The following is a 26,306-nucleotide window of genomic DNA, read 5'->3' as shown; positions in this document are numbered from 1 at the left end:
CTTTGAAACGCGGTCAAAATGTGGGAGGGGGCTTGCTCCCGATAGCCATATCAGCAACACCTCAAAATGCCCTGCCTGCCAGGGCATTTTGCCGTCTACGATTCAACTTGCGCCCCGCCAGGCCGACAAACTGGCACTATCAAGCCAAATGACTCGCAGAGATAACGGACATGTCCCTACGCACCCTGCTCACCGCCCTGCTCCTGACCGCCAGTGTTTCGGCCATGGCTGCCACCGAGGTCGTCAACCTGAGCAACCGCACCAGCGCCGACCTACTGCCCGTGGCGCAGAACTTCATCGGCAAGGACGGCACCGTCAGCGCCTACGGCAACCAGCTTATCGTTAACGCCGACCCTGCGAAGATCGAGGGCTTGCGTACCCTGCTCTCCCAACTGGACACGCCGGCCAAGCGCCTGCTGATCACCGTCGACACCAACGAAACCAACCAGCAGAACAGCGGCGACAGCCAGACCCGCATCATCAGCTATGGCACCGTCAGCCGCGATGGCGGCATCCAGCAGATCCAGGCCAGCGAAGGCGTGCCGGCGCTTATTCAGATCGGCCAGAGCGTACCGCTGACCACCACGCACCAGGATGGCTATGGCCGCCTGCAGAACCAGACCCAGTATCGCAACGTCACCCAGGGCTTTTACGTCACCGCCAGCGTCACCGGCGAGACCGTACACCTGGCTATCAGTACCAACCGTGACCGTATGAGCCAGGAACGTCCTGATGTAGTGAACGTGCAGAGCACCGACACAACCGTCAGCGGACGCTTGGGCGAATGGATTACCCTGGCAGGCATCAATGGCGAAACCCAGGCCGACAAATCTTCTACAACCCGCAGCTACTCTACTCAGGGCCGCGATGACCTGACGGTACGGGTCAAGGTCGACACCCTGAACTGAAGCACCAAAAACTGACTGGCGAGTCGTATTAGACCAAAGATGTAGTGCCTTGAAAAAAGCACTACAAAACATTTGACGATCCAAAAAAGCATGGGCATGATGGCCTCGCTCCCGCTAATCAGGGGCCCTGGCAAGGGCCTTCGGATCGCCGCTCCAAGTTACCCACCTGAGCCGATTCGTGTCTGTACCGCCCACAAGGCACGTTGGACGAGGTTGCGACTGGAACGAAGTTGTCCCGAGGGACGGAAGCTAACCAGGTAACCCGGCTACGCACTGATGAATCGTACAAAGGCCCACGACGCCCGAAGACCGTTTGCAGTTTGCCCTTACCTGCTCAACTCCGCCTTGAGCCAATCGTTCATCCCGTCGCCTACCCCGCCGAACTTGACTTGAACACCCAAGCTTCTGGTCAGCGAGCAGCCATCACCACGCACTTTGTACGTGGCTGGCAAATGGAATTTTCCACCTAGACCTATGCGACGAGGTTTTTCCCCATGGCACTGACACGCGAACAGCAAATTGCAGCCCTTGAAAAAGATTGGGCTGAAAACCCACGCTGGAAAGGCGTGACCCGCGCTTATTCCGCTGCTGACGTCGTCCGCCTGCGTGGCTCGGTCCAACCTGAGCACACCTTTGCAAAACTCGGCGCCGAGAAGCTGTGGAACCTGGTCACCCAAGGTGCCAAGCCGTCCTTCCGTCCCGACAAAGATTTCGTCAACTGCATGGGCGCCCTCACTGGCGGCCAGGCAGTCCAACAGGTAAAAGCCGGCATCCAGGCGATCTACCTGTCCGGCTGGCAAGTGGCAGCGGACAACAACTCCGCTGAATCCATGTACCCCGACCAGTCGCTATACCCGGTGGACTCGGTTCCAACCGTGGTCAAGCGCATCAACAACTCGTTCCGTCGTGCCGACCAGATCCAGTGGAAAGCCGGCAAGAACCCGGGTGACGAAGGCTACATCGACTACTTCGCGCCAATCGTGGCTGATGCCGAAGCCGGTTTCGGCGGCGTACTCAACGCCTACGAGCTGATGAAGAGCATGATCGAGGCAGGCGCTGCCGGCGTGCACTTCGAAGACCAGCTTGCTTCCGTGAAAAAATGCGGCCACATGGGCGGCAAGGTACTGGTACCAACCCAGGAAGCCGTACAGAAGCTGACCGCTGCTCGTTTGGCGGCCGACGTCGCCGGTACTCCGACCATCATCCTGGCCCGTACCGATGCCAACGCCGCTGACCTGCTGACCTCGGACTGCGACCCGTACGACCAGCCGTTCGTGACTGGCGAACGCACTCAGGAAGGCTTCTATAAAGTACGCGCCGGCCTGGACCAGGCGATCGCCCGCGGCCTGGCCTACGCTCCTTACGCCGACCTGATCTGGTGCGAAACCGCCAAGCCGGACCTGGACGAAGCCCGTCGTTTCGCCGAAGCGATCAAGAAGGAATACCCGGACCAACTGCTGTCCTACAACTGCTCGCCTTCCTTCAACTGGAAGAAGAACCTGGACGACGCGACTATCGCCAAGTTCCAGCGCGAGCTGTCGGCCATGGGCTACAAGCACCAGTTCATCACCCTGGCCGGCATTCACAACATGTGGCACAGCATGTTCAACCTGGCGCACGACTACGCCCGCAACGACATGACTGCCTACGTGAAGCTGCAAGAGCAGGAATTCGCTGACGCCGCCAAAGGCTACACCTTCGTGGCGCACCAGCAGGAAGTGGGCACCGGCTACTTCGACGACATGACCACCGTGATCCAGGGCGGCACCTCGTCCGTGACCGCGCTGACCGGTTCGACCGAAGAAGAGCAGTTCCACTGATCCACTGAGTACACGGCCACTGCGGCCCCAGGGAAGACCTAACCGCAGTGCCGCACAACAATCACGCCCCGACTGGTTCGGGGCGTTTTTTTGCCTGCACAAAACCTACCGATGCACTGCGGACCAAATGTGGGAGGGGGCTTGCTCCCGATAGCGGTGGATCAGCAACAGCTGGGTTAGCTGATACTCAGCTATCGGGAGCAAGCCCCCTCCCACAAGGAATTTTGCGCAAAACATTGATCCAGAGCGGTATTCGCACACATCCAATCGGTTAAAAGAACCGTTGCGACAACTAAGCGACACTCAAGCAAGTAACGGCAACTTCCCCCGCCACATGAGAAACAATCGCTTAAACCCCACGCAAACAATATTCATTATCATTTGGCGCCTGAAAACTTCGTTGCAGCTTAAACAAAACATAATTGATGAAAAGCCCGCTAATGCCCACGGTACAAGGGCTACAGCCCCAAGAAGGTGCACTATGTGCTTATTCCACCGAATAATTTCGCCCTGGGAATTTTACTTGCCCGGTGTTTAGCCATAAAATCACCGCGATTGATTGCAGTGCGACATATCGTCACTGCATCGTTACTTTTTCGAGCTCAGAGACCTTTGCTCTCTGTTAAGGATTTCCAGCATGACCGACGCGACAGGACTCATGGCCCACAACTGGGGCTTTGCCATTTTCCTCCTCGGTGTTGTCGGCCTCTGCGCCTTCATGCTCGGTGTTTCCAGCCTCCTTGGGTCAAAAGCCTGGGGCCGCAGCAAAAACGAACCGTTCGAGTCCGGCATGCTACCTACAGGTGGCGCCCGCTTGCGGCTCTCAGCCAAATTCTATCTGGTCGCGATGCTGTTCGTGATCTTCGATATCGAAGCCCTCTTTCTCTTTGCCTGGTCTGTGTCCGTCCGCGAAAGCGGCTGGACCGGATTCGTCGAAGCTCTCGTTTTCATAGCAATTCTGTTGGCAGGTCTTGTCTACCTGTTCCGAGTGGGCGCCCTTGACTGGGCTCCGGAAGCTCGTCGCAAGCGGCAGGCGAAGCTGAAACAATGAGGCTTTGGCAATGCAATACAATCTCACCAGGATCGACCCGGATGCTCCTAACGAGCAGTACCCCATCGGCGAACGGGAAACCGTTTCCGACCCGTTAGAAGACCAAGTCCACAAAAACATCTACATGGGCAAGCTGGAAGACGTGCTGAGTGGCGCGGTCAACTGGGGGCGTAAGAACTCCCTGTGGCCGTACAACTTCGGCCTTTCGTGCTGCTACGTGGAAATGACCACCGCCTTCACGGCGCCCCACGACATCGCGCGCTTTGGCGCCGAGGTTATCCGGGCATCACCGCGCCAGGCGGATTTCATGGTTATCGCCGGTACCTGCTTTATCAAGATGGCGCCGATCATCCAGCGTCTCTACGAGCAAATGCTCGAGCCGAAGTGGGTTATCTCCATGGGTTCGTGCGCCAACTCCGGTGGCATGTACGACATCTACTCCGTGGTTCAGGGGGTCGACAAGTTCCTGCCCGTGGACGTCTACGTGCCTGGCTGCCCGCCCCGCCCTGAAGCTTTCCTGCAAGGCTTGATGCTGCTGCAGGAGTCGATTGGCAAGGAGCGTCGCCCACTGTCCTGGGTTGTCGGCGATCAAGGCGTGTACCGCGCCGAGATGCCGTCACAAAAGGAACAGCGCCGCGAACAGCGAATCGCAGTCACCAACCTGCGCAGCCCCGACGAAGTCTGATCCAGCACTGCTTCTTTTATAGAACGAAAACCTGGCTTCATTCTTTACGTTGACCGAAAGCGATAAAAAACCATGACTACAGGCAGTGCTCTGTACATCCCGCCTTATAAGGCAGACGACCAGGATGTGGTCGTCGAACTCAATAACCGTTTTGGCCCTGACGCCTTCACTGCCCAGGCCACACGCACCGGTATGCCGGTGCTGTGGGTGGCGCGTGCCAAGCTCGTCGAAGTCCTGACCTTCCTGCGCAACCTGCCCAAGCCGTACGTCATGCTCTATGACCTGCATGGCGTGGACGAGCGTCTGCGCACCAAGCGCCAGGGGCTGCCGAGCGGCGCTGATTTCACCGTGTTCTATCACCTGATGTCGCTGGAACGTAACAGCGACGTGATGATCAAGGTCGCCCTGTCGGAAAGCGACCTGAGCATCCCGACCGTGACCGGTATCTGGCCGAACGCCAGCTGGTACGAACGCGAAGTATGGGACATGTTCGGCATCGACTTCCCTGGCCACCCACACCTGACGCGCATCATGATGCCGCCGACCTGGGAAGGTCACCCACTGCGCAAGGACTTCCCTGCCCGCGCCACCGAATTCGACCCGTACAGCCTCAACCTCGCCAAGCAGCAGCTTGAAGAAGAAGCGGCGCGCTTCCGTCCGGAAGACTGGGGCATGAAACGCTCCGGCACCAACGAGGACTACATGTTCCTCAACCTGGGCCCGAACCACCCTTCGGCTCACGGTGCCTTCCGTATCATCCTGCAACTGGACGGCGAAGAAATCGTCGACTGCGTCCCGGACATCGGCTACCACCACCGTGGCGCCGAGAAGATGGCCGAGCGTCAGTCCTGGCACAGCTTCATCCCGTACACCGACCGTATCGACTACCTCGGCGGCGTGATGAACAACCTGCCGTACGTGCTCTCGGTCGAGAAGCTGGCCGGCATTAAAGTGCCGGACCGCGTCGACACCATCCGCATCATGATGGCCGAGTTCTTCCGCATCACCAGCCACCTGCTGTTCCTGGGTACCTATATCCAGGACGTCGGCGCCATGACTCCGGTGTTCTTCACTTTCACCGACCGTCAGCGCGCCTACAAGGTCATCGAAGCCATCACCGGTTTCCGCCTGCACCCGGCCTGGTACCGCATCGGCGGCGTGGCCCACGACCTGCCGAACGGCTGGGAGCGCCTGGTCAAGGAGTTCATCGACTGGATGCCCAAGCGTCTGGACGAGTACCAGAAAGCCGCGCTGGACAACAGCATCCTCAAGGGTCGTACCATCGGCGTCGCCCAGTACAACACCAAAGAGGCCCTGGAATGGGGCGTCACCGGTGCAGGCCTGCGTTCCACCGGTTGCGACTTCGACCTGCGCAAGGCGCGCCCGTACTCCGGCTACGAGAACTTCGAGTTCGAAGTACCGCTGGCGGCCAATGGCGATGCCTACGACCGTTGCATCGTGCGCGTCGAAGAAATGCGCCAGAGCCTGAAGATCATCGAGCAGTGCATGCGCAACATGCCGGCCGGCCCGTACAAGGCGGATCACCCGCTGACCACGCCGCCGCCCAAAGAGCGCACGCTGCAGCACATCGAAACCCTGATCACGCACTTCCTGCAAGTTTCGTGGGGCCCGGTCATGCCGGCCAACGAATCCTTCCAGATGATCGAAGCGACCAAGGGTATCAACAGTTATTACCTGACGAGCGATGGCGGCACCATGAGCTACCGCACCCGGATTCGTACCCCAAGTTTTGCCCACTTGCAGCAGATCCCTTCGGTGATCAAAGGCGAGATGGTCGCAGACTTGATTGCGTACCTGGGTAGTATCGATTTCGTTATGGCCGACGTGGACCGCTAAGCATGAACAGCACGCTTATCCAGACAGACCGTTTCACCTTGAGTGAAACCGAGCGCTCGGCCATCGAGCACGAGCTGCATCACTACGAAGACCCGCGCGCGGCGTCGATCGAAGCCTTGAAGATCGTCCAGAAGGAACGTGGCTGGGTGCCCGACGGCGCCCTTTACGCCATCGGCGAGATCCTCGGCATCCCCGCCAGCGACGTTGAAGGCGTGGCGACGTTCTACAGCCAGATCTTCCGTCAGCCAGTCGGCCGTCACATCATTCGCGTGTGCGACAGCATGGTCTGCTACATCGGCGGCCATGAGTCCGTGGTCAGCGAAATCCAGGCCAAGCTCGGCATCGGCCTCGGCCAGACCACCGCCGACGGCCGCTTCACGCTGCTGCCGGTGTGCTGCCTGGGCAACTGCGACAAGGCGCCGGCGTTGATGATCGACGACGACACATTCGGTGACGTACAGCCTGCTGGCGTGACCCAATTGCTCGAGGGCTACCCATGACCCTGACTTCCTTCGGCCCGGCCAACCTGATCAAGCGTTCGGCCGAGACCCACCCGCTGACCTGGCGCCTGCGTGACGACGGCGAGCCGGTATGGCTTGACGAATACCAGGCCAAGAACGGTTACGCCGCAGCGCGCAAAGCCTTCGCCGATATGGCCCAGGACGATATCGTCCAGACCGTGAAGGACGCCGGCCTCAAGGGCCGCGGCGGCGCAGGCTTCCCCACGGGTGTGAAGTGGGGCCTGATGCCCAAAGACGAATCCATCAACATCCGCTACCTGCTGTGCAACGCGGATGAGATGGAGCCCAACACCTGGAAAGACCGCATGCTGATGGAGCAACTGCCCCATCTGCTGATCGAAGGCATGCTGATCAGCGCCCGCGCGCTGAAAACCTACCGCGGCTACATCTTCCTGCGTGGCGAATACACCACCGCCGCCAAGCACCTCAACCGTGCGGTGCAAGAAGCCAAGGCTGCGGGCCTGCTGGGCAAGAACATCCTCGGTTCGGGTTTCGACTTCGAACTGTTCGTACACACCGGCGCCGGGCGTTATATCTGCGGTGAAGAAACCGCACTGATCAACTCCCTCGAAGGCCGCCGCGCCAACCCGCGCTCCAAGCCGCCCTTCCCTGCCGCCGTCGGCGTGTGGGGCAAGCCGACCTGCGTGAACAACGTCGAAACCCTGTGCAACGTGCCGGCGATCATTGCCGACGGCGTGGACTGGTACAAATCGTTGGCCCGCGAAGGCAGTGAAGACATGGGCACCAAGCTCATGGGCTTCTCCGGCAAGGTCAAGAACCCTGGCCTGTGGGAACTGCCGTTTGGCGTGACCGCGCGCGAACTGTTCGAGGACTACGCCGGCGGCATGCGCGACGGCTACACCCTCAAGGCCTGGCAGCCAGGCGGCGCCGGTACCGGCTTCCTGCTCCCCGAACACCTGGACGCCCAGATGTATGCCGGCGGCATCGGCAAGGTGGGCACCCGGATGGGTACCGGCCTGGCAATGGCGGTCGACAACACCGTGAACATGGTCTCGCTGCTGCGCAACATGGAGCAGTTCTTTGCCCGTGAATCCTGCGGATTCTGCACCCCATGCCGCGACGGCCTGCCGTGGAGCGTCAAGCTGCTGATGGCCCTGGAAAACGGCGAAGGCCGCGAGGGTGATATCGAAACCCTGCTGGGCCTGGTCGGCTTCCTCGGCCCAGGCAAGACCTTCTGTGCTCACGCACCGGGCGCCGTAGAGCCATTGGGCAGCGCAATCAAATACTTCCGCTCGGAGTTCGAAGCCGGTATCGCGCCCACCAGCGCCGCCGTCCCGCCTCTGGCGAAGCCGATCGTAGTCGGCGCGTAACGCTTAAACAGGCGAAGGGTCCGTGCCCTTCGCCTGCTCATGTGCTGACGCCGTAAAGGCTGTGTAGATGCACATGAATAACAAGATTCCATTAGCCACGCCCGCTGACAACGGGCCAACGAAGAACTTTGAACCATGGCCACTATCCACGTAGACGGCAAAGCGCTCGAAGTCGATGGGGCGGACAACCTGTTACAGGCGTGTCTGTCACTCGGCCTCGATATTCCGTATTTCTGCTGGCACCCCGCGCTCGGTAGCGTCGGTGCCTGTCGCCAGTGTGCGGTCAAGCAATACACCGACGAGAACGACACCCGTGGTCGTATCGTCATGTCCTGCATGACCCCAGCCACCGACAACACCTGGATCTCCATCGACGATGAAGAATCCAAGGCGTTCCGCGCCAGCGTTGTCGAATGGCTGATGACCAACCACCCCCACGACTGCCCGGTCTGTGAGGAAGGCGGTCACTGCCACCTGCAAGACATGACGGTGATGACCGGCCACAACGAGCGCCGTTATCGCTTCACCAAGCGTACCCACCAGAACCAGGACCTCGGCCCGTTCATTTCCCACGAGATGAACCGCTGCATCGCCTGCTACCGCTGCGTGCGTTTCTATAAAGACTACGCCGGCGGCACCGACCTGGGCGTGTTCGGCGCCCACGACAACGTGTACTTCGGTCGCGTTGAAGACGGCGTGCTCGAAAGCGAGTTTTCCGGCAACCTCACCGAGGTCTGCCCGACCGGTGTGTTCACCGACAAGACCCACTCCGAGCGCTACAACCGTAAGTGGGACATGCAATTTGCGCCGAGCATCTGCCATGGCTGCTCCAGCGGTTGCAACATCTCCCCGGGCGAGCGCTACGGCGAACTGCGTCGCATCGAAAACCGCTTCAACGGTTCGGTCAACCAGTACTTCCTGTGCGACCGTGGCCGTTTCGGCTATGGCTACGTCAACCGCGAAGACCGCCCACGCCAGCCGCTGCTGGCCGATGGCGCCAAGCTGAGCCTGGACGCGGCGCTGGATAAAGCCGCCGACCTGCTGCGCGGACGCAACATCGTCGGTATCGGTTCGCCGCGTGCCAGCCTCGAAAGCAACTTCGCGCTGCGCGAGCTGGTCGGTGCCGAACACTTCTACTGCGGTACCGAAGCCGGCGAGCTGGAGCGCATCCGCCTGGTCCTGCAAGTGCTGAACGACAGCCCGCTGCCGGTTCCGAACATGCGCGACATCGAAGACCACGATGCCATCTTTGTGCTCGGTGAAGACCTGACCCAGACCGCGGCGCGCATTGCCCTGTCGCTGCGCCAGTCGGTCAAAGGCAAGGCCGAAGAAATGGCCGACGCCATGCGCGTACAGCCGTGGCTTGACGCGGCGGTGAAAAACATCGGTCAGCACGCGCTGAACCCGCTGTTTATCGCCTCGCTGGCTGAAACCAAGCTCGACGACATCGCCGAAGAATGCGTGCACGCCGCACCGGACGACCTGGCACGCCTCGGTTTCGCCGTGGCCCACGCCCTCGACGCCAGCGCGCCTGCCGTCGACGGCCTGGACACCGAAGCCGTCGAACTGGCCCAGCGCATCGCCGACGCCCTGCTGGCGGCCAAGCGCCCGTTGATCATTGCCGGTACCTCGTTGGGTTCCAAGGCGCTGATCGAAGCCGCTGCCAACATCGCCAAAGCCCTGAAGCTGCGCGACAAGAACGGCTCCATCAGCCTGGTGGTGCCGGAAGCCAACAGCCTGGGCCTGGCCATGCTCGGTGGCGAGTCCCTGGACGCCGCCCTGCAAGCAGTGACCGACGGCAGCGCCGACGCCATTGTGGTATTGGAAAACGACCTGTACACCCGCACCGCTGCCGCCAAGGTTGACGCTGCGCTGGACGCTGCCAAAGTCCTGATCGTGGCCGACCACCAGAAGACCGCCACCAGCGAGCGTGCCGACCTGGTGCTGCCAGCCGCCACCTTCGCCGAAGGCGACGGTACCCTGGTCAGCCAGGAAGGCCGCGCCCAGCGCTTCTTCCAGGTGTTCGATCCGAAGTACATGGATGCCAGCATCCTGGTGCACGAAGGCTGGCGCTGGCTGCACGCCCTGCGCGCGACCCTGCTGAACCAGCCGATCGACTGGACCCAGCTCGACCACGTGACCGCTGCCACCGCCGCCAGCGCGCCGCAGCTGGCTCGTATTGTCGATGCCGCGCCGTCTGCCGCGTTCCGTATCAAGGGCCTGAAACTGGCCCGTGAACCGCTGCGCTACTCCGGTCGTACCGCCATGCGCGCCGACATCAGCGTGCACGAACCGCGTACCCCGCAAGACATCGACACTGCGTTCGCCTTCTCCATGGAAGGTTACTCGGGCTCGGCCGAGCCGCGTCAGCAGGTGCCGTTTGCCTGGTCGCCGGGCTGGAACTCGCCGCAGGCCTGGAACAAGTTCCAGGATGAAGTCGGTGGTCACATCCGTGCTGGCGACCCGGGCACCCGCCTGATCGAAAGCACCGGTGACGCGCTGAACTGGTTCACTGCGGTACCGCGTCCGTTCAACCCGGCTCCGGGTACCTGGCAGGTCGTGCCGTTCTTCCACCTGTTCGGCAGCGAAGAAACCTCTTCCAAGGCCGCGCCGGTTCAAGAGCGCATTCCTGCCGCTTACGTGTCCGTGGCCAAGTCCGAAGCCGACCGCCTGGGCGTCAACGACGGTGCGCTGCTCAGCCTCAACGTGGCCGGCCAGACCCTGCGTCTGCCGCTGCGTATCAATGACGAGCTGGGTGCCGGCCTGGTTGCACTGCCTAAAGGCATCGCCGGTATTCCGCCTGCCATTTTCGGCAAAACCGTTGACGGTCTGCAGGAGGCAGCGCAATGACTTGGTTCACGCCGGAAGTAATTGACGTGATCATCTCGGTGGTCAAGGCCATCGTGATCCTGTTGGCCGTGGTCGTCGCGGGCGCGCTGCTCAGCTTCGTCGAACGTCGCCTGCTGGGCTGGTGGCAGGACCGTTACGGTCCGAACCGCGTGGGCCCATTCGGCATGTTCCAGATCGCGGCCGACATGCTGAAAATGTTCTTCAAGGAAGACTGGACCCCGCCGTTCGCCGACAAGGTGATCTTCACCCTGGCACCGGTGGTAGCCATGAGCGCCTTGCTGATCGCCTTCGCGATCATCCCGATCACCCCGACCTGGGGCGTGGCGGACCTGAACATCGGCTTGCTGTTCTTCTTCGCCATGGCCGGTCTGTCGGTGTATGCGGTGCTGTTCGCCGGTTGGGCCAGTAACAACAAGTTCGCCCTGCTGGGCAGCTTGCGGGCCTCGGCCCAGACCGTGTCCTACGAAGTGTTCATGGGCCTGGCCCTGATGGGCATCGTGGTGCAGGTCGGCTCGTTCAACATGCGCGATATCGTCGAGTACCAGGCACAGAACCTGTGGTTCATCATTCCGCAGTTCTTTGGCTTCTGCACCTTCTTCATCGCTGGCGTGGCCGTGACTCACCGTCACCCGTTCGACCAGCCGGAAGCGGAGCAGGAACTGGCCGACGGTTACCACATTGAATATGCCGGCATGAAGTGGGGCATGTTCTTCGTCGGTGAGTACATCGGCATCATCTTGATCTCGGCCCTGCTGGTCACGCTGTTCTTCGGCGGCTGGCACGGTCCGTTCGGCATCCTGCCGCAGTTGGCCTTCTTCTGGTTCTTCTTGAAGACCGCGTTCTTCATCATGCTGTTCATCCTGCTGCGCGCCTCGATTCCGCGCCCACGCTATGACCAGGTGATGGATTTCAGCTGGAGATTCTGCCTGCCGCTGACCCTGATCAATTTGCTGGTGACGGCTGCCGTCGTGTTGTTGAACACGCCAGCTGCCGCGGTTCAGTGAGGATTTGACCCATGTTCAAATATATTGGCGACATCGTTAAGGGTACCGGTACCCAGTTGCGAAGCCTGGTGATGGTGTTCGGTCACGGCTTTCGCAAACGCGACACCCTGCAATACCCCGAAGAAGCGGTGTACCTGCCGCCGCGCTATCGCGGCCGCATCGTACTGACCCGCGACCCCGATGGCGAAGAGCGTTGCGTAGCCTGCAACCTGTGCGCCGTGGCGTGCCCGGTGGGTTGCATCTCCCTGCAGAAAGCTGAAACCGAAGACGGTCGCTGGTACCCGGACTTCTTCCGTATCAACTTCTCGCGCTGCATTTTCTGCGGCCTCTGCGAGGAAGCTTGCCCGACCACCGCGATCCAGCTCACACCGGATTTCGAGATGGCCGAGTTCAAACGTCAGGACCTGGTGTACGAGAAAGAAGATCTGCTGATCTCTGGTCCCGGTAAAAACCCTGATTACAACTTCTATCGTGTTGCAGGTATGGCCGTTGCCGGTAAGCCGAAGGGCGCCGCACAAAACGAAGCCGAGCCGATCAACGTGAAGAGCTTGCTGCCTTAAGGAAGAAAGATGGAATTCGCTTTCTATTTCGCATCGGGTATTGCAGTGGTGTCCACGCTTCGCGTGATCACCAACACCAACCCCGTGCACGCCCTGCTCTACCTGATCATTTCGCTGATCGCCGTGGCCATGACCTTTTTCAGCCTCGGCGCACCGTTCGCCGGTGTACTGGAAGTGATCGCCTACGCCGGCGCCATCATGGTGCTGTTCGTGTTTGTGGTGATGATGCTCAACCTGGGGCCGGCTTCGGTCGCCCAGGAGCGCGTCTGGCTCAAGCCCGGCATCTGGCTCGGCCCGGTTGTCCTCGCAGCATTGCTGCTGGGTGAACTGCTGTATGTACTATTCGCTCACCAGAGCGGCCAGGCCATCGGCCACACCACCGTAGACGCCAAAGCCGTGGGCATCAGCCTGTTCGGGCCGTACCTGCTGGTGGTCGAACTGGCTTCGATGCTGCTGCTCGCCGCAGCCATCACCGCCTTCCACTTGGGCCGCAACGAAGCCAAGGAGCAATGACGATGCCTGCTATCCCTTTGGAGCATGGTCTGGCGGTCGCCGGCATCCTGTTCTGCCTTGGCCTGGTCGGCCTGATGGTGCGCCGTAACATTCTGTTCGTGTTGATGAGCCTGGAAATCATGATGAACGCCGCGGCACTGGCGTTCATCGTGGCGGGCGCACGTTGGGGCCAGCCGGATGGACAAGTCATGTTCATCCTGGTGATCAGCCTGGCAGCCGCCGAAGCCAGTATTGGCCTGGCGATCCTGCTGCAGCTGTATCGTCGCTTCCACACGCTTGATATCGACGCTGCCAGTGAGATGCGCGGATGAACATGATCTTTCTGACTTTCGTATTCCCCCTGATCGGTTTCCTGCTGCTGTCGTTCTCTCGCGGACGCTGGTCGGAAAACCTCTCGGCCTTGATCGGCGTGGGTTCCATCGGCCTGTCGGCCATCGTGGCCGCCTATGTCATCTGGCAATTCAACGTGGCGCCGCCAGAAGGCGGTCACTACACCCTGGTGCTGTGGCAGTGGATGTCGGTGGAAGGCTTCAAGCCCAACTTCGCCCTCTACGTCGACGGCCTTTCGATCACCATGCTCGGCGTGGTGGTCGGTGTAGGCTTTTTGATCCACCTGTTCGCGTCCTGGTACATGCGCGGTGAAGCGGGCTACTCGCGCTTCTTCTCGTACACCAACCTGTTTATCGCCAGCATGTTGTTCCTGGTGCTCGGCGATAACCTGTTGTTCCTGTACTTCGGCTGGGAAGGCGTGGGCCTGTGCTCGTACCTGTTGATCGGTTTCTACTACAGCAACCGCAACAACGGCAATGCGGCACTCAAGGCATTTATCGTCACCCGTATCGGCGACGTGTTCATGGCAATTGGCCTGTTCATCCTGTTCCAACAGGTGGGCACGCTGAACATCCAGGAACTGCTGGTGCTGGCACCGCAGAAATTCCAGGTCGGCGACTTCTGGATCACCTTGGCGACCCTGATGCTGCTGGGCGGCGCCGTGGGTAAATCCGCGCAACTGCCACTGCAAACCTGGCTGGCAGACGCCATGGCCGGCCCTACCCCGGTGTCGGCACTGATCCACGCCGCAACCATGGTGACCGCCGGTGTCTACCTGATCGCCCGTACTCACGGCCTGTTCACCCTGGCACCGGACATCCTGCACCTGGTAGGCATCGTCGGTGGCGTGACCCTGGTACTGGCCGGCTTCGCCGCGCTGGTGCAGACCGACATCAAGCGTATCCTCGCCTACTCGACCATGAGCCAGATCGGCTACATGTTCCTGGCCCTGGGCGTTGGCGCCTGGGACGCGGCGATCTTCCACCTGATGACCCACGCGTTCTTCAAGGCGTTGCTGTTCCTCGCCTCCGGTGCGGTGATCGTCGCCTGCCACCACGAGCAGAACATCTTCAAGATGGGCGGCCTGTGGAAGAAACTGCCACTGGCCTACGCCAGCTTCATCGTCGGTGGTGCCGCCCTGGCTGCCCTGCCGCTGGTGACCGCAGGTTTCTACTCCAAGGACGAAATCCTCTGGGAAGCCTTTGCCAGCGGTAACCAGAACCTGCTGTACGCAGGCCTGGTGGGTGCGTTCATGACCTCGCTGTACACCTTCCGCCTGATCTTCATCACCTTCCACGGTGAAGCCAAGACCGAAGCGCACGCAGGCCACGGTATCTCCCACTGGCTGCCACTGTCGGTGCTGATCATTCTATCGACCTTCGTCGGTGCGATGATCACCCCACCGCTGCACGGTGTGTTGCCGCAAAGCGTCGGCCATGCCGGCGGCGAAGCCCAGCACAGCCTGGAAATCGCCTCGGGCGCCATCGCCATCGCCGGTATCCTGCTGGCCGCCCTGCTGTTCCTCGGCAAGCGTCGCTTCGTGACTGCCGTGGCCAACAGTGGCATTGGCCGTTTCCTCTCGGCCTGGTGGTTCGCCGCCTGGGGCTTCGATTGGATCTACGACAAACTGTTCGTCAAACCTTACCTTGCGATCAGCCACGTGCTGCGCAAAGACCCGCTCGACCAGACTATCGGTTTGATCCCGCGTGCCGCCAAGGCCGGTCACACAGCCCTGAGCCGCAGCGAGACTGGCCAACTGCGTTGGTATGCAGCGTCCATGGCGGCCGGTGCCGTGCTGGTGATCGGCGCCATCGTCGTGGTAGCGGTCTGACTATGTTTAAGTGCACTGCGTACTTTGCAAACTTGCGAAAGGAAACGAGCCCGTCATGATTCTGCCCTGGCTAATCCTGATCCCCTTTATCGGCGGCCTGCTCTGCTGGATGGGTGAACGCTTCGGCGCCACCCTCCCCCGCTGGATTGCGTTGCTGACCATGTCCCTGGAACTCGCACTCGGCCTCTGGCTGTGGGCCCATGGTGACTATTCATTCGCTCCGGCACCGGGTGTCGATCCCACCTTCGCGCTTGAATTCAAGCACGTGTGGATCCAGCGCTTCGGCATCAACGTGCACCTGGCTCTCGACGGCTTGTCGCTGTTGATGATCCTGCTGACCGGCCTGCTGGGTATCCTCTCGGTACTCTGCTCCTGGAAAGAGATCCAGCGTCACGTGGGCTTCTTCCACCTGAACCTGATGTGGATCCTGGGCGGCGTGGTCGGCGTGTTCCTGGCGCTGGACCTGTTCATGTTCTTCTTCTTCTGGGAAATGATGCTGGTGCCGATGTACTTCCTCATCGCGCTCTGGGGTCACAGTTCTTCGGACGGCAAGAAAACCCGGATCTACGCGGCGACCAAGTTCTTCATCTTCACCCAGGCTTCCGGCCTGATCATGTTGGTGGCGATCCTGGGCCTGGTCCTGGTCAACTTCAACAGCACCGGCGTGATTACGTTCAACTACGCCGACCTGTTGAAAACCAAGATGTCGCTGACCACCGAGTACATCCTGATGCTCGGCTTCTTCATCGCCTTCGCGGTGAAGCTGCCAGTGGTGCCGTTTCACTCCTGGTTGCCTGACGCTCACGCCCAGGCGCCGACAGCCGGTTCCGTGGACCTGGCCGGTATCCTGTTGAAGACGGCGGCCTACGGCCTGCTGCGTTTCGCCCTGCCGCTGTTCCCGAATGCCTCGGCCGAATTCGCGCCGATCGCCATGACCCTGGGTCTGATCGGGATCTTCTACGGTGCGTTCCTGGCCTTCGCGCAAACCGACATCAAGCGTCTGATTGCCTTCTCGTCTGTTTCCCACATGGGTTTCGTACTGATCGGCATCTACTCCGGCAGCCAACTGGCGCTGCAAGGCGCAGTGATCCAGATGTTGGCCCACGGTGTTTCGGCCGCTGCCCTGTTTATCCTCAGTGGTCAGTTGTACGAGCGCCTGCATACCCGTGACATGCGTGAAATGGGTGGCGTGTGGTCGCGCATTGCTTACCTGCCGGCGATCAGCCTGTTCTTCGCCGCTGCATCCCTGGGCTTGCCGGGTACCGGTAACTTCATCGGCGAGTTCCTGATCCTGATGGGTGCCTTTGTGCAGACGCCGTGGATCAGCGCCATTGCTACCTCCGGCCTGGTGTTCGGTTCGGTGTACTCGCTGATCATGATCCACCGCGCCTACTTCGGCCCGGCCAAGTCCGACACCGTCCTGCAAGGGATGGATGCGCGCGAACTGATCATGGTGCTCGGCCTTGCGGTGTTGCTGATCTTCATCGGCGTGTACCCGCAACCGTTCCTGGACACTTCTGCCGCAACGATGCATGGCGTGCAGCAGTGGTTCGGCACCGCCTTCTCTCAACTCGCTTCGGCCCGGTAAGAGCGCTATGGAATTCACGATCCAACACTTTATCGCGCTTGCGCCGCTGCTGATTACCAGCCTCACCATCGTGGTGGTGATGCTGGCAATCGCCTGGCGCCGCAATCACTCGCAAACGTTCCTGCTGTCCTGCGCCGGGTTGAACCTGGCCCTGCTGTCGATCATCCCGGCCCTCAAGGTCGCGCCACTGGCGGTCACGCCATTGATGATGGTCGATGACTTCGCGCTGCTGTACATCGCCCTGATCCTGGTGGCGACCCTGGCCTGCGTCACCCTCGCCCACGCCTACCTCGGCGAAGGCGGCACCGGCTACCCGGGTAACAAGGAAGAGCTGTACCTGCTGATCCTGCTGGCTGCGGCCGGCGGTATCGTGCTGGTCAGCGCGCAGCACCTGGCCGGCTTGTTCATCGGCCTGGAACTGCTGTCGATCCCGACCTACGGCCTGGTGGCCTACGCCTTCTTCAACAAGCGCTCCCTGGAAGCCGGTATCAAGTACATGGTGCTGTCGGCCGCCGGTTCCGCGTTCCTGTTGTTCGGTATGGCCCTGCTCTACGCCGAAGCCGGCAGCCTGAGCTTCACCGGTATCGGCCAGGCCCTGGCCGCCACCAACAGCCCGGCGCCGATTGCCCAGCTGGGCCTGGCGATGATGCTGATCGGCCTGGCGTTCAAGCTCTCCCTGGTACCCTTCCACCTGTGGACCCCGGACGTGTACGAAGGCGCCCCGGCGCCGGTGGCCGCGTTCCTGGCGACTGCGTCGAAGGTAGCGGTATTTGCGGTGATGGTGCGTCTGTTCCAGATCTCCCCTGCCGCCAACACCGGCGTGCTGAGCAACGTGCTGACCGTAATCGCCATTGCGTCGATCCTGTTCGGTAACCTGCTGGCGCTGACCCAGAACAACCTCAAGCGCCTGCTGGGTTACTCGTCCATCGCCCACTTCGGCTACCTGCTGATCGCCCTGGTGGCGAGCAAAGGCCTGGCCGTGGAAGCCATCGGCGTGTACCTGGTCACCTACGTGATCACCAGCCTTGGCGCATTCGGCGTGATCACGCTGATGTCGTCGCCTTATAAAGGCCGTGACGCCGACGCCCTGTACGAATACCGCGGCCTGTTCTGGCGCCGTCCGTACCTGACCGCCGTACTCACCGTAATGATGCTGTCGCTGGCCGGTATCCCGCTGACCGCGGGCTTTATCGGCAAGTTCTACATTGTCGCGACCGGTGTTGAAGCCCACGAGTGGTGGTTGGTAGCGTCCCTGGTACTGGGCAGCGCCATCGGCGTGTTCTACTACCTGCGTGTGATGGTCACCCTGTACCTGATCGAGCCAAACCTGCGCCGTGTGGATGCCGAGCTGCACTGGGAACAGAAAGCCGGTGGCGTGATGCTGCTGGCCATCGCCCTGCTCGCGTTCTTCCTGGGCGTGTACCCGCAACCGTTGCTCACCTTGGTGCAGCATGCGGTGCTGGGGGTTTGATCGCTTAGGTTGATGCAGTCAACAGAACGGCGCCTTTGGGCGCCGTTTTGCGTTTCCCAGGATCTGCTTTTCCCCTCCCCTGCTCGCTGAATTTTCCTCCTCGATCTGCCTCTTCATCCGGCATCTACCCGATGAAACCGGCCGTATGGTGTTTGCGTTTTAAGAAAGTTCCCACAGCGCGGTCACTTGACCTAACGCGAGTGGGCCACCAAACTCTACGCAGGCTACGTACAGAACATGGATGCTCTATTTATCGAACTGCCGGCATTCGAGCGGCATCGCAAGGACTATCTGAGTGAGGAGCTTTTCCAGGGTTTTCAACAGGAGTTAATGAAAAACCCCGAAGCAGGAGATGTGATCGAAGGAACGGGCGGGTTGAGAAAGGTTCGCTTCGTTGATGAAAGGCGAAACAAAGGCAAGCGTGGTGGCCTGCGAGTCATTTACTACTGGTGGTCAGGCGGCACGCAATTCTGGTTATTCACCTTGTACGGCAAGCACGAACAGAGCGACCTGACACCCCACCACAAGAAAGCTCTTAAACACATGCTGGACAGGGAAATCAAAGCGAGAACACATCATGAAACGTGACATCTTTTCCGAACTGGTCGAAGGCTTCGACGCCCTGGCCGATGAGCGCCAGGGTAAAATCACCCTGCGCAACCACAAGGTCCACCTTAACAAGCTGGCGCCGCTCACCGCTGATGAGGTGATCGCCGTGCGCCAGCAACTCAACCTTTCCCGGTCGGTATTCGCCATGTACCTGCGTACCAACACCCGCACCCTGGAGAACTGGGAACAAGGCCGGGCCAAGCCCAACGCCCAGGCCGTCACCCTGATCCGTCTGGTAGCGCGTTTTCCTGAAACCGTGGCGCAACTTGCCGCATTGGGCTGACCTGCGAAAGCAAAAAAAAACGCCCCGATTATCGAGGCGTTTTTTGCAGTACAACAGCGTCAGAATGCAATACCGACCTTGAAGCCGTATTCGTCACGCTTGAGCTTGGTGTTGTCGGCCACATAGGAGTCGTCGTCGAGCTTGTACTCGGTGCGGGTGTAGTACAGGCCCGCCATCACTGGCAGGTCGCCCTTCTGGTTCATCAGTAGGCTGACTTCAGCATAGGGGTTGGTGCGGTCCTTGAGGTCCACGCTGTCGCTGCCAACGCCGTCTACCTTGAGTTTGGCACGGCCATCGATGGTGTGACGGGCGCCGGCTTCAACGCGCAGCGTCATGTCATCGAACTGGTGGTTGTAGCCCAGCGCAGCCTTGGCGAACGGCGACTTGTTGGTCAGCTTCATATCGTAGCCATTGGTGTCCGGCTCATAGCGGGTCCAGGTGTAGCCACCGCCTACGATCACGTCGACGAAGTTGCGCGCATCCAGCGCGGCACGCCAGCCGAGGTCAAGGTCGGCCTGGCCTTCCTTGAGCTTGTTGTCGCTTTTTTCGCCGTACTTGGCTTCGATACCGGCCTGGTAGATGAAGCCGGACTCGGCGGTGAGCTTGTTGCCGAAGTTATAGAACAGGCCCGCTTCAGGCATGTGGTCCTTGTCGCTTTCGCTACCGCCTTCCAGCTTGAAGTCGTTGTAGCTGCCCAGGATCCCGAACGTGGAGATCGGGTCGGTGGAAGGTGCAGCGAACACCACGCCAGGCGCAGCGACCAGGGCCAGCAACGAGGTGTTCTTGAGAAATTTTCCGAATAGTTTGGACATCGTTTTACATCTCCATTTTAAGGTGGGCAAAGTATTCAGGAATCGGTTCGAACCTTGGCGTTTGCGAAAAGTTCGAACTGATTTGCACCAAAATGGAGAAAAAACGGTTCAGCGAAGGCTCTATCTCAATATTCTTCAGGATTCGTGCGGATAAGGCTTCCAACGGCTTCGCGAAGTTGAGGCTGATCCGGCAGCTGAATCCCGAACGTGTCGTGCAATAGCGCCAGCAACTCGTCGGCACTCTGAAGCGTGCGCTTTTCACTGGGCCGATCCAGGTAATGAAGCGCATAGTGGGCGTTGGCCAAGGTATGACGTTTACCGGGGGCAAGCAGCGCGGCCTTCAACTGCCCAACGAACGGCGACCCTGGGTGCGTGGAGACGTACCAGTTGCCGATTTCGTAGTCGATATCTGCCTGCACTTGCAGATCGAACACGTACAAGCCGCGCCACTCTTCACCGACCTGGGCCCACAATGTGTAGCTGCCCTGATTGCATGTCAGGCGAAAAGGCTCATGGGCAGTGGCCTGGGGCGCTTCGTTGTCCAGTTGCAACGGGCTGCTGGGGACCATGCCACCGAAGCCGACATCGGTGATATAGCGCACGCCGTCGAGGGTCACCAGGCTCAGACGATGAGTACGGCCGGTGTGGGCGTCCGGTGGCCCGCCAATCACCACACGACCGGTAATGCCGCGAGCCTCATAGCCCAGCTCCTGCAACAAGGCCAGGAACAGCTGGTTCAACTCATAACAATAGCCGCCGCGTCCTTGGTGCAACACCTTCTGTGTGACGCTTTGCAGGTCAATCGGCACCGGCGCGTGCATCAGGGTCGACAGGCTTTCAAAGGCAAAGGTGCAGACATGGCGCAGCTGCAAGTCCCGCAGGGTCTGCAAGGTGGGTGCCGGTGGCGAGGCATAGCCCAGGCGTTGCAGGTACAGGCGGCTATCCGTGGGTATGAGCATGGCGCGATCCTCGGGCGCAGGGCAAGAGCGTCACTATGCCGCGCCACTGCGTACGTTGTCATTTTGAATGAACCTTTTAGAACGCTGGCCTATCCATCTATAACAAGACAGGGAGGCAACATGAGTACCGCAAAAATCTACACCATCCACTATCAGCTACACGGTAAACCCAAGTCTTTCGTGGTGCGCGCCGAGGTGATGAATAACGCCGAAGCCTGGCACTGGGCGGCCGTTGATGCCGACATTGCCCATGTCAGCCGCATCGGCCGCGTCGGTCACGAGCAAGTGAAAAAAACCACCCGGCCCTGGGCGGAAAAATACGGCATCACCGACGTCAGTTGGACCCCCCCCAAATAAACAAAGCCCCGCACGACGGCGGGGCTCGATTCACTTCTTCAAGTCGCCCAACGGATCGTAGGGCGGCTTTTTCTCAGATGACTTTTTCTCATCCAGCGGCGCAATAGCCGGACCTACCGGGTCGACCTGAGGGTCGGCCACATCTGGCGAGTCCGGGTCGAAACCCAGCTCATCCTTGCCACTGGCGTGCTCGTTGGAGTGGGGACCATCGGTACGTTTGTTCATCACATGCTCCTGCTAAAGCGGGCGCGCTTTGTCGTGGAGGTTTTCCAGGTCTTGTTCGACGTGCTCGACATCGTTGTCGGGGCCACGCTCTTTGGGATCGTTGGGGCGCAACGCATCGTTGTCGCGCTCCTCCTCACCCGGCGTGCGGTTCGGATCCGGTGTACCTGGCGGTGGCTGCTTGTGTTCAGACATGATGGCTTACCTCATGAGGGGCTTCACAGGTTTAGAGAAACCGTGCGCAGTCATCGTTCAACTTCATTGCTGCAAGCATGAGAAGATGACCGCCCTTTCTGGAGACCTGACCCGGATGTTCGAGCTCAAACCCTGCGACCCTGTCACCTACCGTCAACAGACCCGCCGCAGCACGCTGATAGTGGCCGTGCTGTTCCTGGCCCTGGCCATGCTGCTGTCGAGCCTCGCGGTGATGCTGTTCGGTGAGCCTGGCGGGGACAACTTTCGCTTCAATGTCGGCGGTGTATTTGCCGGGGTGTTGATCACCGTCGCACTGGTGCGTGGCCCGTTCTGGTCCCAGCCCTGGCTGGCGCCGGCGGTGTATGGCTGGCAACTCAAGCGCAGCCTGATGAGCGTGACCAACGTAATGCACAAGGTCACCGAGCGGGTACAAGCCAACGACCCGGCCGCCATCAAACTGTTGCGTTTCTATCACCTGGGGCTGACGCAAATGCATGAGCTGGATGCCAACTCCAGCGCCCAGGCGCAACTGGTCGGCGAGATCGACGCACACAAGACCAAGATGCACGCACTGGGGATCGATACCGAACAAACCCGGCTTGACCCCGCGTGGCTGGAAACGCTCAAAAGCGCTTGAGGCGTACGTCAGGGAGCAGGCAAAGGCCGTTAAAAAACCAAACTCAGGTCCAGACGCCCTTCCCTGACCGGGGGACACCAGTAATAGCCACCAGTCAATGGCTTACTGATGCGATACAAACCATCGACAATCCCATCCTCCAACCCGCTCATACGCCGAAGCTGCGCCTCAAACGCATCGAAGGAATGGCCAAACGCGAGGAACATCAATCCTGCCTGGCCATTCTCGGCCCAAGGCATCGAGCGTCGCACCACGAAGGCTTCCGGGGTGAAGCTTTCCTGGGCTGTGCGCTTGGTGTGGGCCGATTCCGGAGCGTCGTCGAGTTCTTCGTTGTCGCCATGGCGGCGGCCGATGATGTGGTCACGCTCCTGCGCAGGCAACGCGGCGAACCCGTCGAGGTCGTGCTGCCATTGCTGGATAGCGGCAAAGCTGGCACCGCTGTCGGTCAAGGCGGCTTCCACGGCGGCATCGTCGTGGGGGTTTTCGGTGCCGTCTTCGTAATCGGTCAGGTCAAAGCCGGTCTTGTAGCGGAAGCCTTCAGTCGATTGCACCAGGCGAAACGCCGGGGCCAGGGCTTTCTCGATGGCACGACTACGCAGCAGCAACTCGCCACGATCCACCCCATGCAGCCATACCCACAGCGCCTGTTGAGTCGAAGGGTTGTCAGCGCCAGGGCCGCTGACGGCGGGGAATGCACGCAGCCCTTCAATTTCGGCGCCCAGCGCCTTTACCAGCGGTTCACCGAAACCGACCACGGCCGCCGCATCCGTCAACTGCACCAGCGCGTCCAGCGCCGCGGGCACGGCTTGCAGGGAATCGAGGGCGAAAAACAGATGGCGGGCCTGCAAAGGCACCGGTGCGGCAAGAATGCCCGGCTGGTACTGACTCATGTGAACTCCTTCTGAAAAGCCGCGCAGTTTACCCGGCGCGCACCGCGCTGCGAACAACAATGCGCGTAAGCCTTGCCTTAGAGCCGCTAGTTGGGTGACTCTCTAGTCATGTTTTGCAACTATTCCAGGGGTAGCGACATGACCACCAGCAACCTGCTCGCCCAGCTGTTTCCCACTTCCGTCACCCAGATTCCCGAGCAATTTCGCCTGGCGGCGCCCATTGAGCAGCGTGATTACCTGGTCGATGGCCAGTTGCGGGTGTGGAACGGCCCGCTCGCTCGCGTGCAAAGCCCGGTGCAACTGGGCGATGAGCGCGTGCATATCGGCAGCACGCCATTGCTGGATGCCGACACCGCCCTCACCGCCCTGGATGCCGCCGTGCGTGCCTATGACCGTGGCCAGGGTGAGTGGCCGACAATGCGCGTTGTCGAACGTATCCAGCACGTCGAGGCATTTTTACGGCGTATGCGCGAACAGCGCGATGCGGTGGTGAAGCTGCTGATGTGGGAAATCGGCAAGAACCTCAAGGATTCGCAGAAAGAATTCGACCGCACCTGCGACTACATCACCGACACCATCAACGCCCTCAAGGAACTCGACCGCCGTAGCAGCCGTTTCGAGCTGGAACAGGACACACTCGGGCAAATCCGCCGCGTACCGCTGGGCGTGGCGCTGTGCATGGGGCCTTACAACTACCCGTTGAACGAGACCTTCACCACGCTGATCCCGGCGTTGATCATGGGCAATACCGTGGTGTTCAAGCCGGCCAAACTTGGTGTGCTGTTGATCCGCCCCTTGCTGGAGGCGTTCCGCGACAGCTTCCCGGCCGGGGTGATCAACGTGATCTACGGCAGCGGCCGCGAAACCGTGAGCGCGCTGATGGCCAGCGGCAAGATCGATATCTTTGCCTTTATCGGCACCAACAAGGCCGCCAGCGACCTGAAAAAGCTGCACCCCAAGCCGCACCGCTTGCGAGCCGCCCTGGGCCTGGACGCGAAAAATCCCGGCATCGTGCTGCCCGAGGTGGACCTGGATAACGCGGTGAGTGAAGCGGTCACCGGTTCGTTGTCGTTCAACGGCCAGCGTTGCACTGCATTGAAGATCCTGTTCGTGCATGAAGATGTCGTCGATAGCTTTATCGAGAAATTCAACACCAAACTCGCGACGCTCAAGCCCGGTATGCCCTGGGAAGACGGCGTGGCGCTGACGCCACTGCCCGAGGTGGGCAAGGTGGATTACCTCAACGAACTGGTGGCCGATGCCGCACGGCATGGGGCCAAAGTGATGAATGCCGAGGGTGGCAGCAGCCGTGGTTCGTTCTTCTACCCGGCGGTGCTGTATCCGGTGAACCCGCAGATGCGCGTCTACCATGAAGAGCAATTCGGCCCGGTGGTGCCGATCGTGCCCTACCGTGACCTGGAGACCGTGATCGACTACGTGCTGGATTCGGATTTTGGCCAGCAGTTGAGTATCTTCGGCACCGACCCCGTCGCCGTCGGGCGCCTGGTGGACACCTTTGCCAACCAGGTCGGTCGCATCAATATCAACGCCCAGTGCCAGCGCGGGCCGGACACCTTTCCGTTCAACGGCCGCAAGAACTCGGCCGAGGGCACGCTGTCGGTGCATGACGCCTTGCGCGTGTTTTCGATCCGTACCCTGGTGGCGACCAAGTTCCAGGAGAGTAACAAGGCGTTGGTCAGCGATATCCTGCGCAACCGTGACTCGAGCTTCCTGACGACCGATTACATTTTCTGAAGCCAACCCCGTTCCAATGTGCAGACAGGTCAGTGTGGGAGCTGGCTTGCCTGCGATGCCGGCGCCTCGGTCTTTCAGTCAGGTCGCGGTGATGCTATCGCAGGCAAGCCAGCTCCCACATTGAGTCGAGCACATTCATACACTTGAGGCCACTTCAATACCGATGAACCTGCCCATTTTTGCCCGGCGCCTGCTGCGCCCCCTGCTCGACCCGTACCGGCGCTTTCGCCACGCCAAGCTGATCCACGCCGCGCGCGTATCCGTCGGTTTGCTGGCGACCATCCTGCTCACCAGTGGCCTGAACCTGCCCCACGGGGAATGGGCATCGGTGACCATGCTGATCGTGATCGGCGGCTTGCAGCACCATGGCAATATCGGCAAGAAAGCCGTCGAGCGCGCCTATGGCACCTTGATCGGCGCCAGCGTCGGTTTACTGCTGGTGGTGCAACAGGCTTACTTCGGCCTGCCGCTGTTGACCTATCTGTTGATGTCATTGGTGTGCGGGTTCTTTTCCTACCATGCCATCGGCAAGGGCGGTTACATCGCGCTGCTGTCGGCTATCACAGTGTTTATCGTTGCCGGCCACGGTGACAACCCGATATCAGATGGCTTATGGCGCACGGTCGATATCCTGATCGGTATCGTGCTGGCCTTGGCGTTTTCCTTTGCCTTGCCGCTGTATGCCGTATATTCGTGGCGTTACAACCTGGCCAGTGCGTTGCGCGACTGCGCGCAAATTTATAGTCGGATCATCAATGGCCAATCGGTGACCGACGATGAACACCTCAAACTGCTCAACCGCTTGAACGCGGCGATGTTGCAACTGCGTTCATTGATGCCATCGGTGTCCAAGGAGGTGCGGATTTCCATGACCGAACTGGACGCGATCCAGCGTCATCTGCGCATGTGCATCAGCACTCTGGAGATTCTCGGCAATACCCGCCCGGATCCTCGGAATGAGCAAGCGATGGCACGGATGCAGGTGATGTTGAAGGCCGAGCATCGGCAGATTCGGGTGCAATTGGTAGGGATGGCACGGGCGTTGAAGTCGGGGGTGACGGAGCGGTTGGAGCGATCGGGTAGTGTTACGTCGAACGTCACGCTGCTGGAGGCCCCGGTACACAACGGGCTGGACGGCTACCGGCTGTTGACGCTGCAACTGGCCGCGAATATTGATGGGATGCGCGAGCGGCTCTTCAGAAGTTCGGCGCGCTGGAAGATTTGATATCACAGCAAAAACGGAACAGATCTATCTTGAATAGATCTG

General features: G+C 60.4%; 26 protein-coding genes. 21 read left to right on the top strand and 5 right to left on the bottom strand.

All coding sequences use genetic code 11. The features are described from left to right. Positions 1–170 precede the first annotated feature (170 nt). The 17 genes from E4P00_RS19670 (at position 171) to E4P00_RS19590 (ending at position 19,212) form a co-directional block, all read left to right on the top strand. Positions 171–908 carry a secretin N-terminal domain-containing protein gene (locus tag E4P00_RS19670; RefSeq protein ID WP_032880618.1) on the top strand — a complete coding sequence of 246 codons (738 nt, stop codon included), beginning with the start codon at positions 171–173 and terminating at the stop codon, positions 906–908. 494 nt (positions 909–1,402) lie between these two features. Beyond that, a complete protein-coding gene (gene aceA, locus E4P00_RS19665) occupies positions 1,403–2,728 on the top strand; it encodes an isocitrate lyase (RefSeq protein WP_003174717.1) in 1,326 nt (441 codons plus the stop codon). A gap of 637 nt (positions 2,729–3,365) precedes the next feature. Beyond that, positions 3,366–3,779: an NADH-quinone oxidoreductase subunit A gene (locus E4P00_RS19660; protein ID WP_003192109.1), complete on the top strand. Its 414-nt coding sequence runs from the start codon at positions 3,366–3,368 to the stop codon at positions 3,777–3,779. Positions 3,780–3,789: 10 nt separating this feature from the next. Beyond that, a complete protein-coding gene (locus E4P00_RS19655) occupies positions 3,790–4,464 on the top strand; it encodes an NADH-quinone oxidoreductase subunit B (RefSeq protein WP_003174719.1) in 675 nt (224 codons plus the stop codon). A 72-nt stretch (positions 4,465–4,536) separates the two neighbouring features. Then, entirely contained in the window at positions 4,537–6,321 is a 1,785-nt protein-coding gene (gene nuoC, locus E4P00_RS19650; protein ID WP_216091710.1) for an NADH-quinone oxidoreductase subunit C/D, read from the top strand. A gap of 2 nt (positions 6,322–6,323) precedes the next feature. Next, complete coding sequence (gene nuoE, locus E4P00_RS19645; protein ID WP_003232080.1) at positions 6,324–6,821, top strand: NADH-quinone oxidoreductase subunit NuoE; 498 nt, start codon at positions 6,324–6,326, stop codon at positions 6,819–6,821. After that, complete coding sequence (gene nuoF, locus E4P00_RS19640) at positions 6,818–8,173, top strand: NADH-quinone oxidoreductase subunit NuoF (protein WP_034133820.1); 1,356 nt, start codon at positions 6,818–6,820, stop codon at positions 8,171–8,173. The genes nuoE and nuoF overlap by 4 nt, the downstream gene beginning before the upstream one ends. 135 nt (positions 8,174–8,308) lie before the next feature. Then, complete coding sequence (gene nuoG / locus E4P00_RS19635) at positions 8,309–11,023, top strand: NADH-quinone oxidoreductase subunit NuoG (protein WP_248132606.1); 2,715 nt, start codon at positions 8,309–8,311, stop codon at positions 11,021–11,023. Then, positions 11,020–12,027 (top strand): NADH-quinone oxidoreductase subunit NuoH, encoded by a 1,008-nt coding sequence (gene nuoH / locus E4P00_RS19630; protein WP_003192116.1) that lies wholly within the window; start codon positions 11,020–11,022, stop codon positions 12,025–12,027. The genes nuoG and nuoH overlap by 4 nt, the downstream gene beginning before the upstream one ends. A gap of 11 nt (positions 12,028–12,038) precedes the next feature. After that, positions 12,039–12,587 carry an NADH-quinone oxidoreductase subunit NuoI gene (gene nuoI / locus E4P00_RS19625; protein WP_003174725.1) on the top strand — a complete coding sequence of 183 codons (549 nt, stop codon included), beginning with the start codon at positions 12,039–12,041 and terminating at the stop codon, positions 12,585–12,587. A gap of 9 nt (positions 12,588–12,596) precedes the next feature. Next, entirely contained in the window at positions 12,597–13,100 is a 504-nt protein-coding gene (nuoJ, locus tag E4P00_RS19620; RefSeq protein ID WP_003174726.1) for an NADH-quinone oxidoreductase subunit J, read from the top strand. 2 nt (positions 13,101–13,102) lie between these two features. Further along, complete coding sequence (gene nuoK / locus E4P00_RS19615) at positions 13,103–13,411, top strand: NADH-quinone oxidoreductase subunit NuoK (protein WP_003174727.1); 309 nt, start codon at positions 13,103–13,105, stop codon at positions 13,409–13,411. Further along, on the top strand, positions 13,408–15,261 hold the full coding sequence (nuoL, locus tag E4P00_RS19610) for an NADH-quinone oxidoreductase subunit L (protein WP_248132604.1): 1,854 nt from the start codon (positions 13,408–13,410) through the stop codon (positions 15,259–15,261). Before nuoK ends, nuoL begins: the two co-directional genes overlap by 4 nt. Before the next feature lie 55 nt (positions 15,262–15,316). Further along, positions 15,317–16,849: an NADH-quinone oxidoreductase subunit M gene (gene nuoM, locus E4P00_RS19605; RefSeq protein ID WP_103734497.1), complete on the top strand. Its 1,533-nt coding sequence runs from the start codon at positions 15,317–15,319 to the stop codon at positions 16,847–16,849. A 7-nt stretch (positions 16,850–16,856) separates the two neighbouring features. After that, entirely contained in the window at positions 16,857–18,320 is a 1,464-nt protein-coding gene (gene nuoN / locus E4P00_RS19600; RefSeq protein ID WP_043046579.1) for an NADH-quinone oxidoreductase subunit NuoN, read from the top strand. A 237-nt stretch (positions 18,321–18,557) separates the two neighbouring features. Then, positions 18,558–18,908 carry a toxin gene (locus tag E4P00_RS19595; RefSeq protein WP_043046578.1) on the top strand — a complete coding sequence of 117 codons (351 nt, stop codon included), beginning with the start codon at positions 18,558–18,560 and terminating at the stop codon, positions 18,906–18,908. Next, positions 18,898–19,212, top strand: a complete 315-nt coding sequence (locus tag E4P00_RS19590) for an XRE family transcriptional regulator (RefSeq protein WP_014718915.1) — start codon at positions 18,898–18,900, stop codon at positions 19,210–19,212. Before E4P00_RS19595 ends, E4P00_RS19590 begins: the two co-directional genes overlap by 11 nt. A gap of 59 nt (positions 19,213–19,271) precedes the next feature. Here the strand turns inward: E4P00_RS19590 and E4P00_RS19585 are convergent, their stop codons facing one another. Beyond that, complete coding sequence (locus tag E4P00_RS19585) at positions 19,272–20,024, bottom strand: outer membrane beta-barrel protein (RefSeq protein ID WP_032880612.1); 753 nt, start codon at positions 20,022–20,024, stop codon at positions 19,272–19,274. A 125-nt stretch (positions 20,025–20,149) separates the two neighbouring features. After that, positions 20,150–20,983, bottom strand: a complete 834-nt coding sequence (locus E4P00_RS19580) for an arylamine N-acetyltransferase (protein ID WP_248132602.1) — start codon at positions 20,981–20,983, stop codon at positions 20,150–20,152. A gap of 120 nt (positions 20,984–21,103) precedes the next feature. Here E4P00_RS19580 and E4P00_RS19575 point away from each other — a divergent pair, with 120 nt between their 5' ends. After that, positions 21,104–21,340 carry a DUF6555 family protein gene (locus E4P00_RS19575; protein WP_005789137.1) on the top strand — a complete coding sequence of 79 codons (237 nt, stop codon included), beginning with the start codon at positions 21,104–21,106 and terminating at the stop codon, positions 21,338–21,340. A gap of 30 nt (positions 21,341–21,370) precedes the next feature. Here E4P00_RS19575 and E4P00_RS19570 read toward each other — a convergent pair whose 3' ends face one another. Then, entirely contained in the window at positions 21,371–21,565 is a 195-nt protein-coding gene (locus E4P00_RS19570; protein ID WP_005789138.1) for a DUF6021 family protein, read from the bottom strand. A gap of 12 nt (positions 21,566–21,577) precedes the next feature. Further along, on the bottom strand, positions 21,578–21,757 hold the full coding sequence (locus E4P00_RS19565; protein WP_005789140.1) for a hypothetical protein: 180 nt from the start codon (positions 21,755–21,757) through the stop codon (positions 21,578–21,580). Between the two features lie 115 nt (positions 21,758–21,872). Between E4P00_RS19565 and E4P00_RS19560 the strand changes: the two genes are divergently transcribed. Then, positions 21,873–22,394 (top strand): DUF3087 family protein, encoded by a 522-nt coding sequence (locus tag E4P00_RS19560; RefSeq protein WP_103734493.1) that lies wholly within the window; start codon positions 21,873–21,875, stop codon positions 22,392–22,394. A 29-nt stretch (positions 22,395–22,423) separates the two neighbouring features. Here the strand turns inward: E4P00_RS19560 and E4P00_RS19555 are convergent, their stop codons facing one another. Continuing rightward, complete coding sequence (locus E4P00_RS19555) at positions 22,424–23,284, bottom strand: Dyp-type peroxidase (RefSeq protein ID WP_032880609.1); 861 nt, start codon at positions 23,282–23,284, stop codon at positions 22,424–22,426. Positions 23,285–23,422: 138 nt separating this feature from the next. Between E4P00_RS19555 and E4P00_RS19550 the strand changes: the two genes are divergently transcribed. Together E4P00_RS19550 and E4P00_RS19545 are read left to right on the top strand one after the other, a co-directional pair. After that, the gene (locus E4P00_RS19550; protein ID WP_078821670.1) at positions 23,423–25,039 is read left to right on the top strand and encodes an NADP-dependent glyceraldehyde-3-phosphate dehydrogenase; all 1,617 of its coding nucleotides are present in this window, start codon (positions 23,423–23,425) and stop codon (positions 25,037–25,039) included. Positions 25,040–25,202: 163 nt separating this feature from the next. Further along, entirely contained in the window at positions 25,203–26,264 is a 1,062-nt protein-coding gene (locus E4P00_RS19545) for an FUSC family protein (RefSeq protein WP_216091714.1), read from the top strand. The last annotated feature ends 42 nt before the right edge of the window (positions 26,265–26,306 follow it).

Origin of the sequence: Pseudomonas sp. B329, from assembly GCF_023127835.1 — a bacterium.
Taxonomy (GTDB): domain Bacteria; phylum Pseudomonadota; class Gammaproteobacteria; order Pseudomonadales; family Pseudomonadaceae; genus Aquipseudomonas; species Aquipseudomonas synxantha_A.
This window is presented reverse-complemented; position numbering and strand designations above follow the sequence as displayed.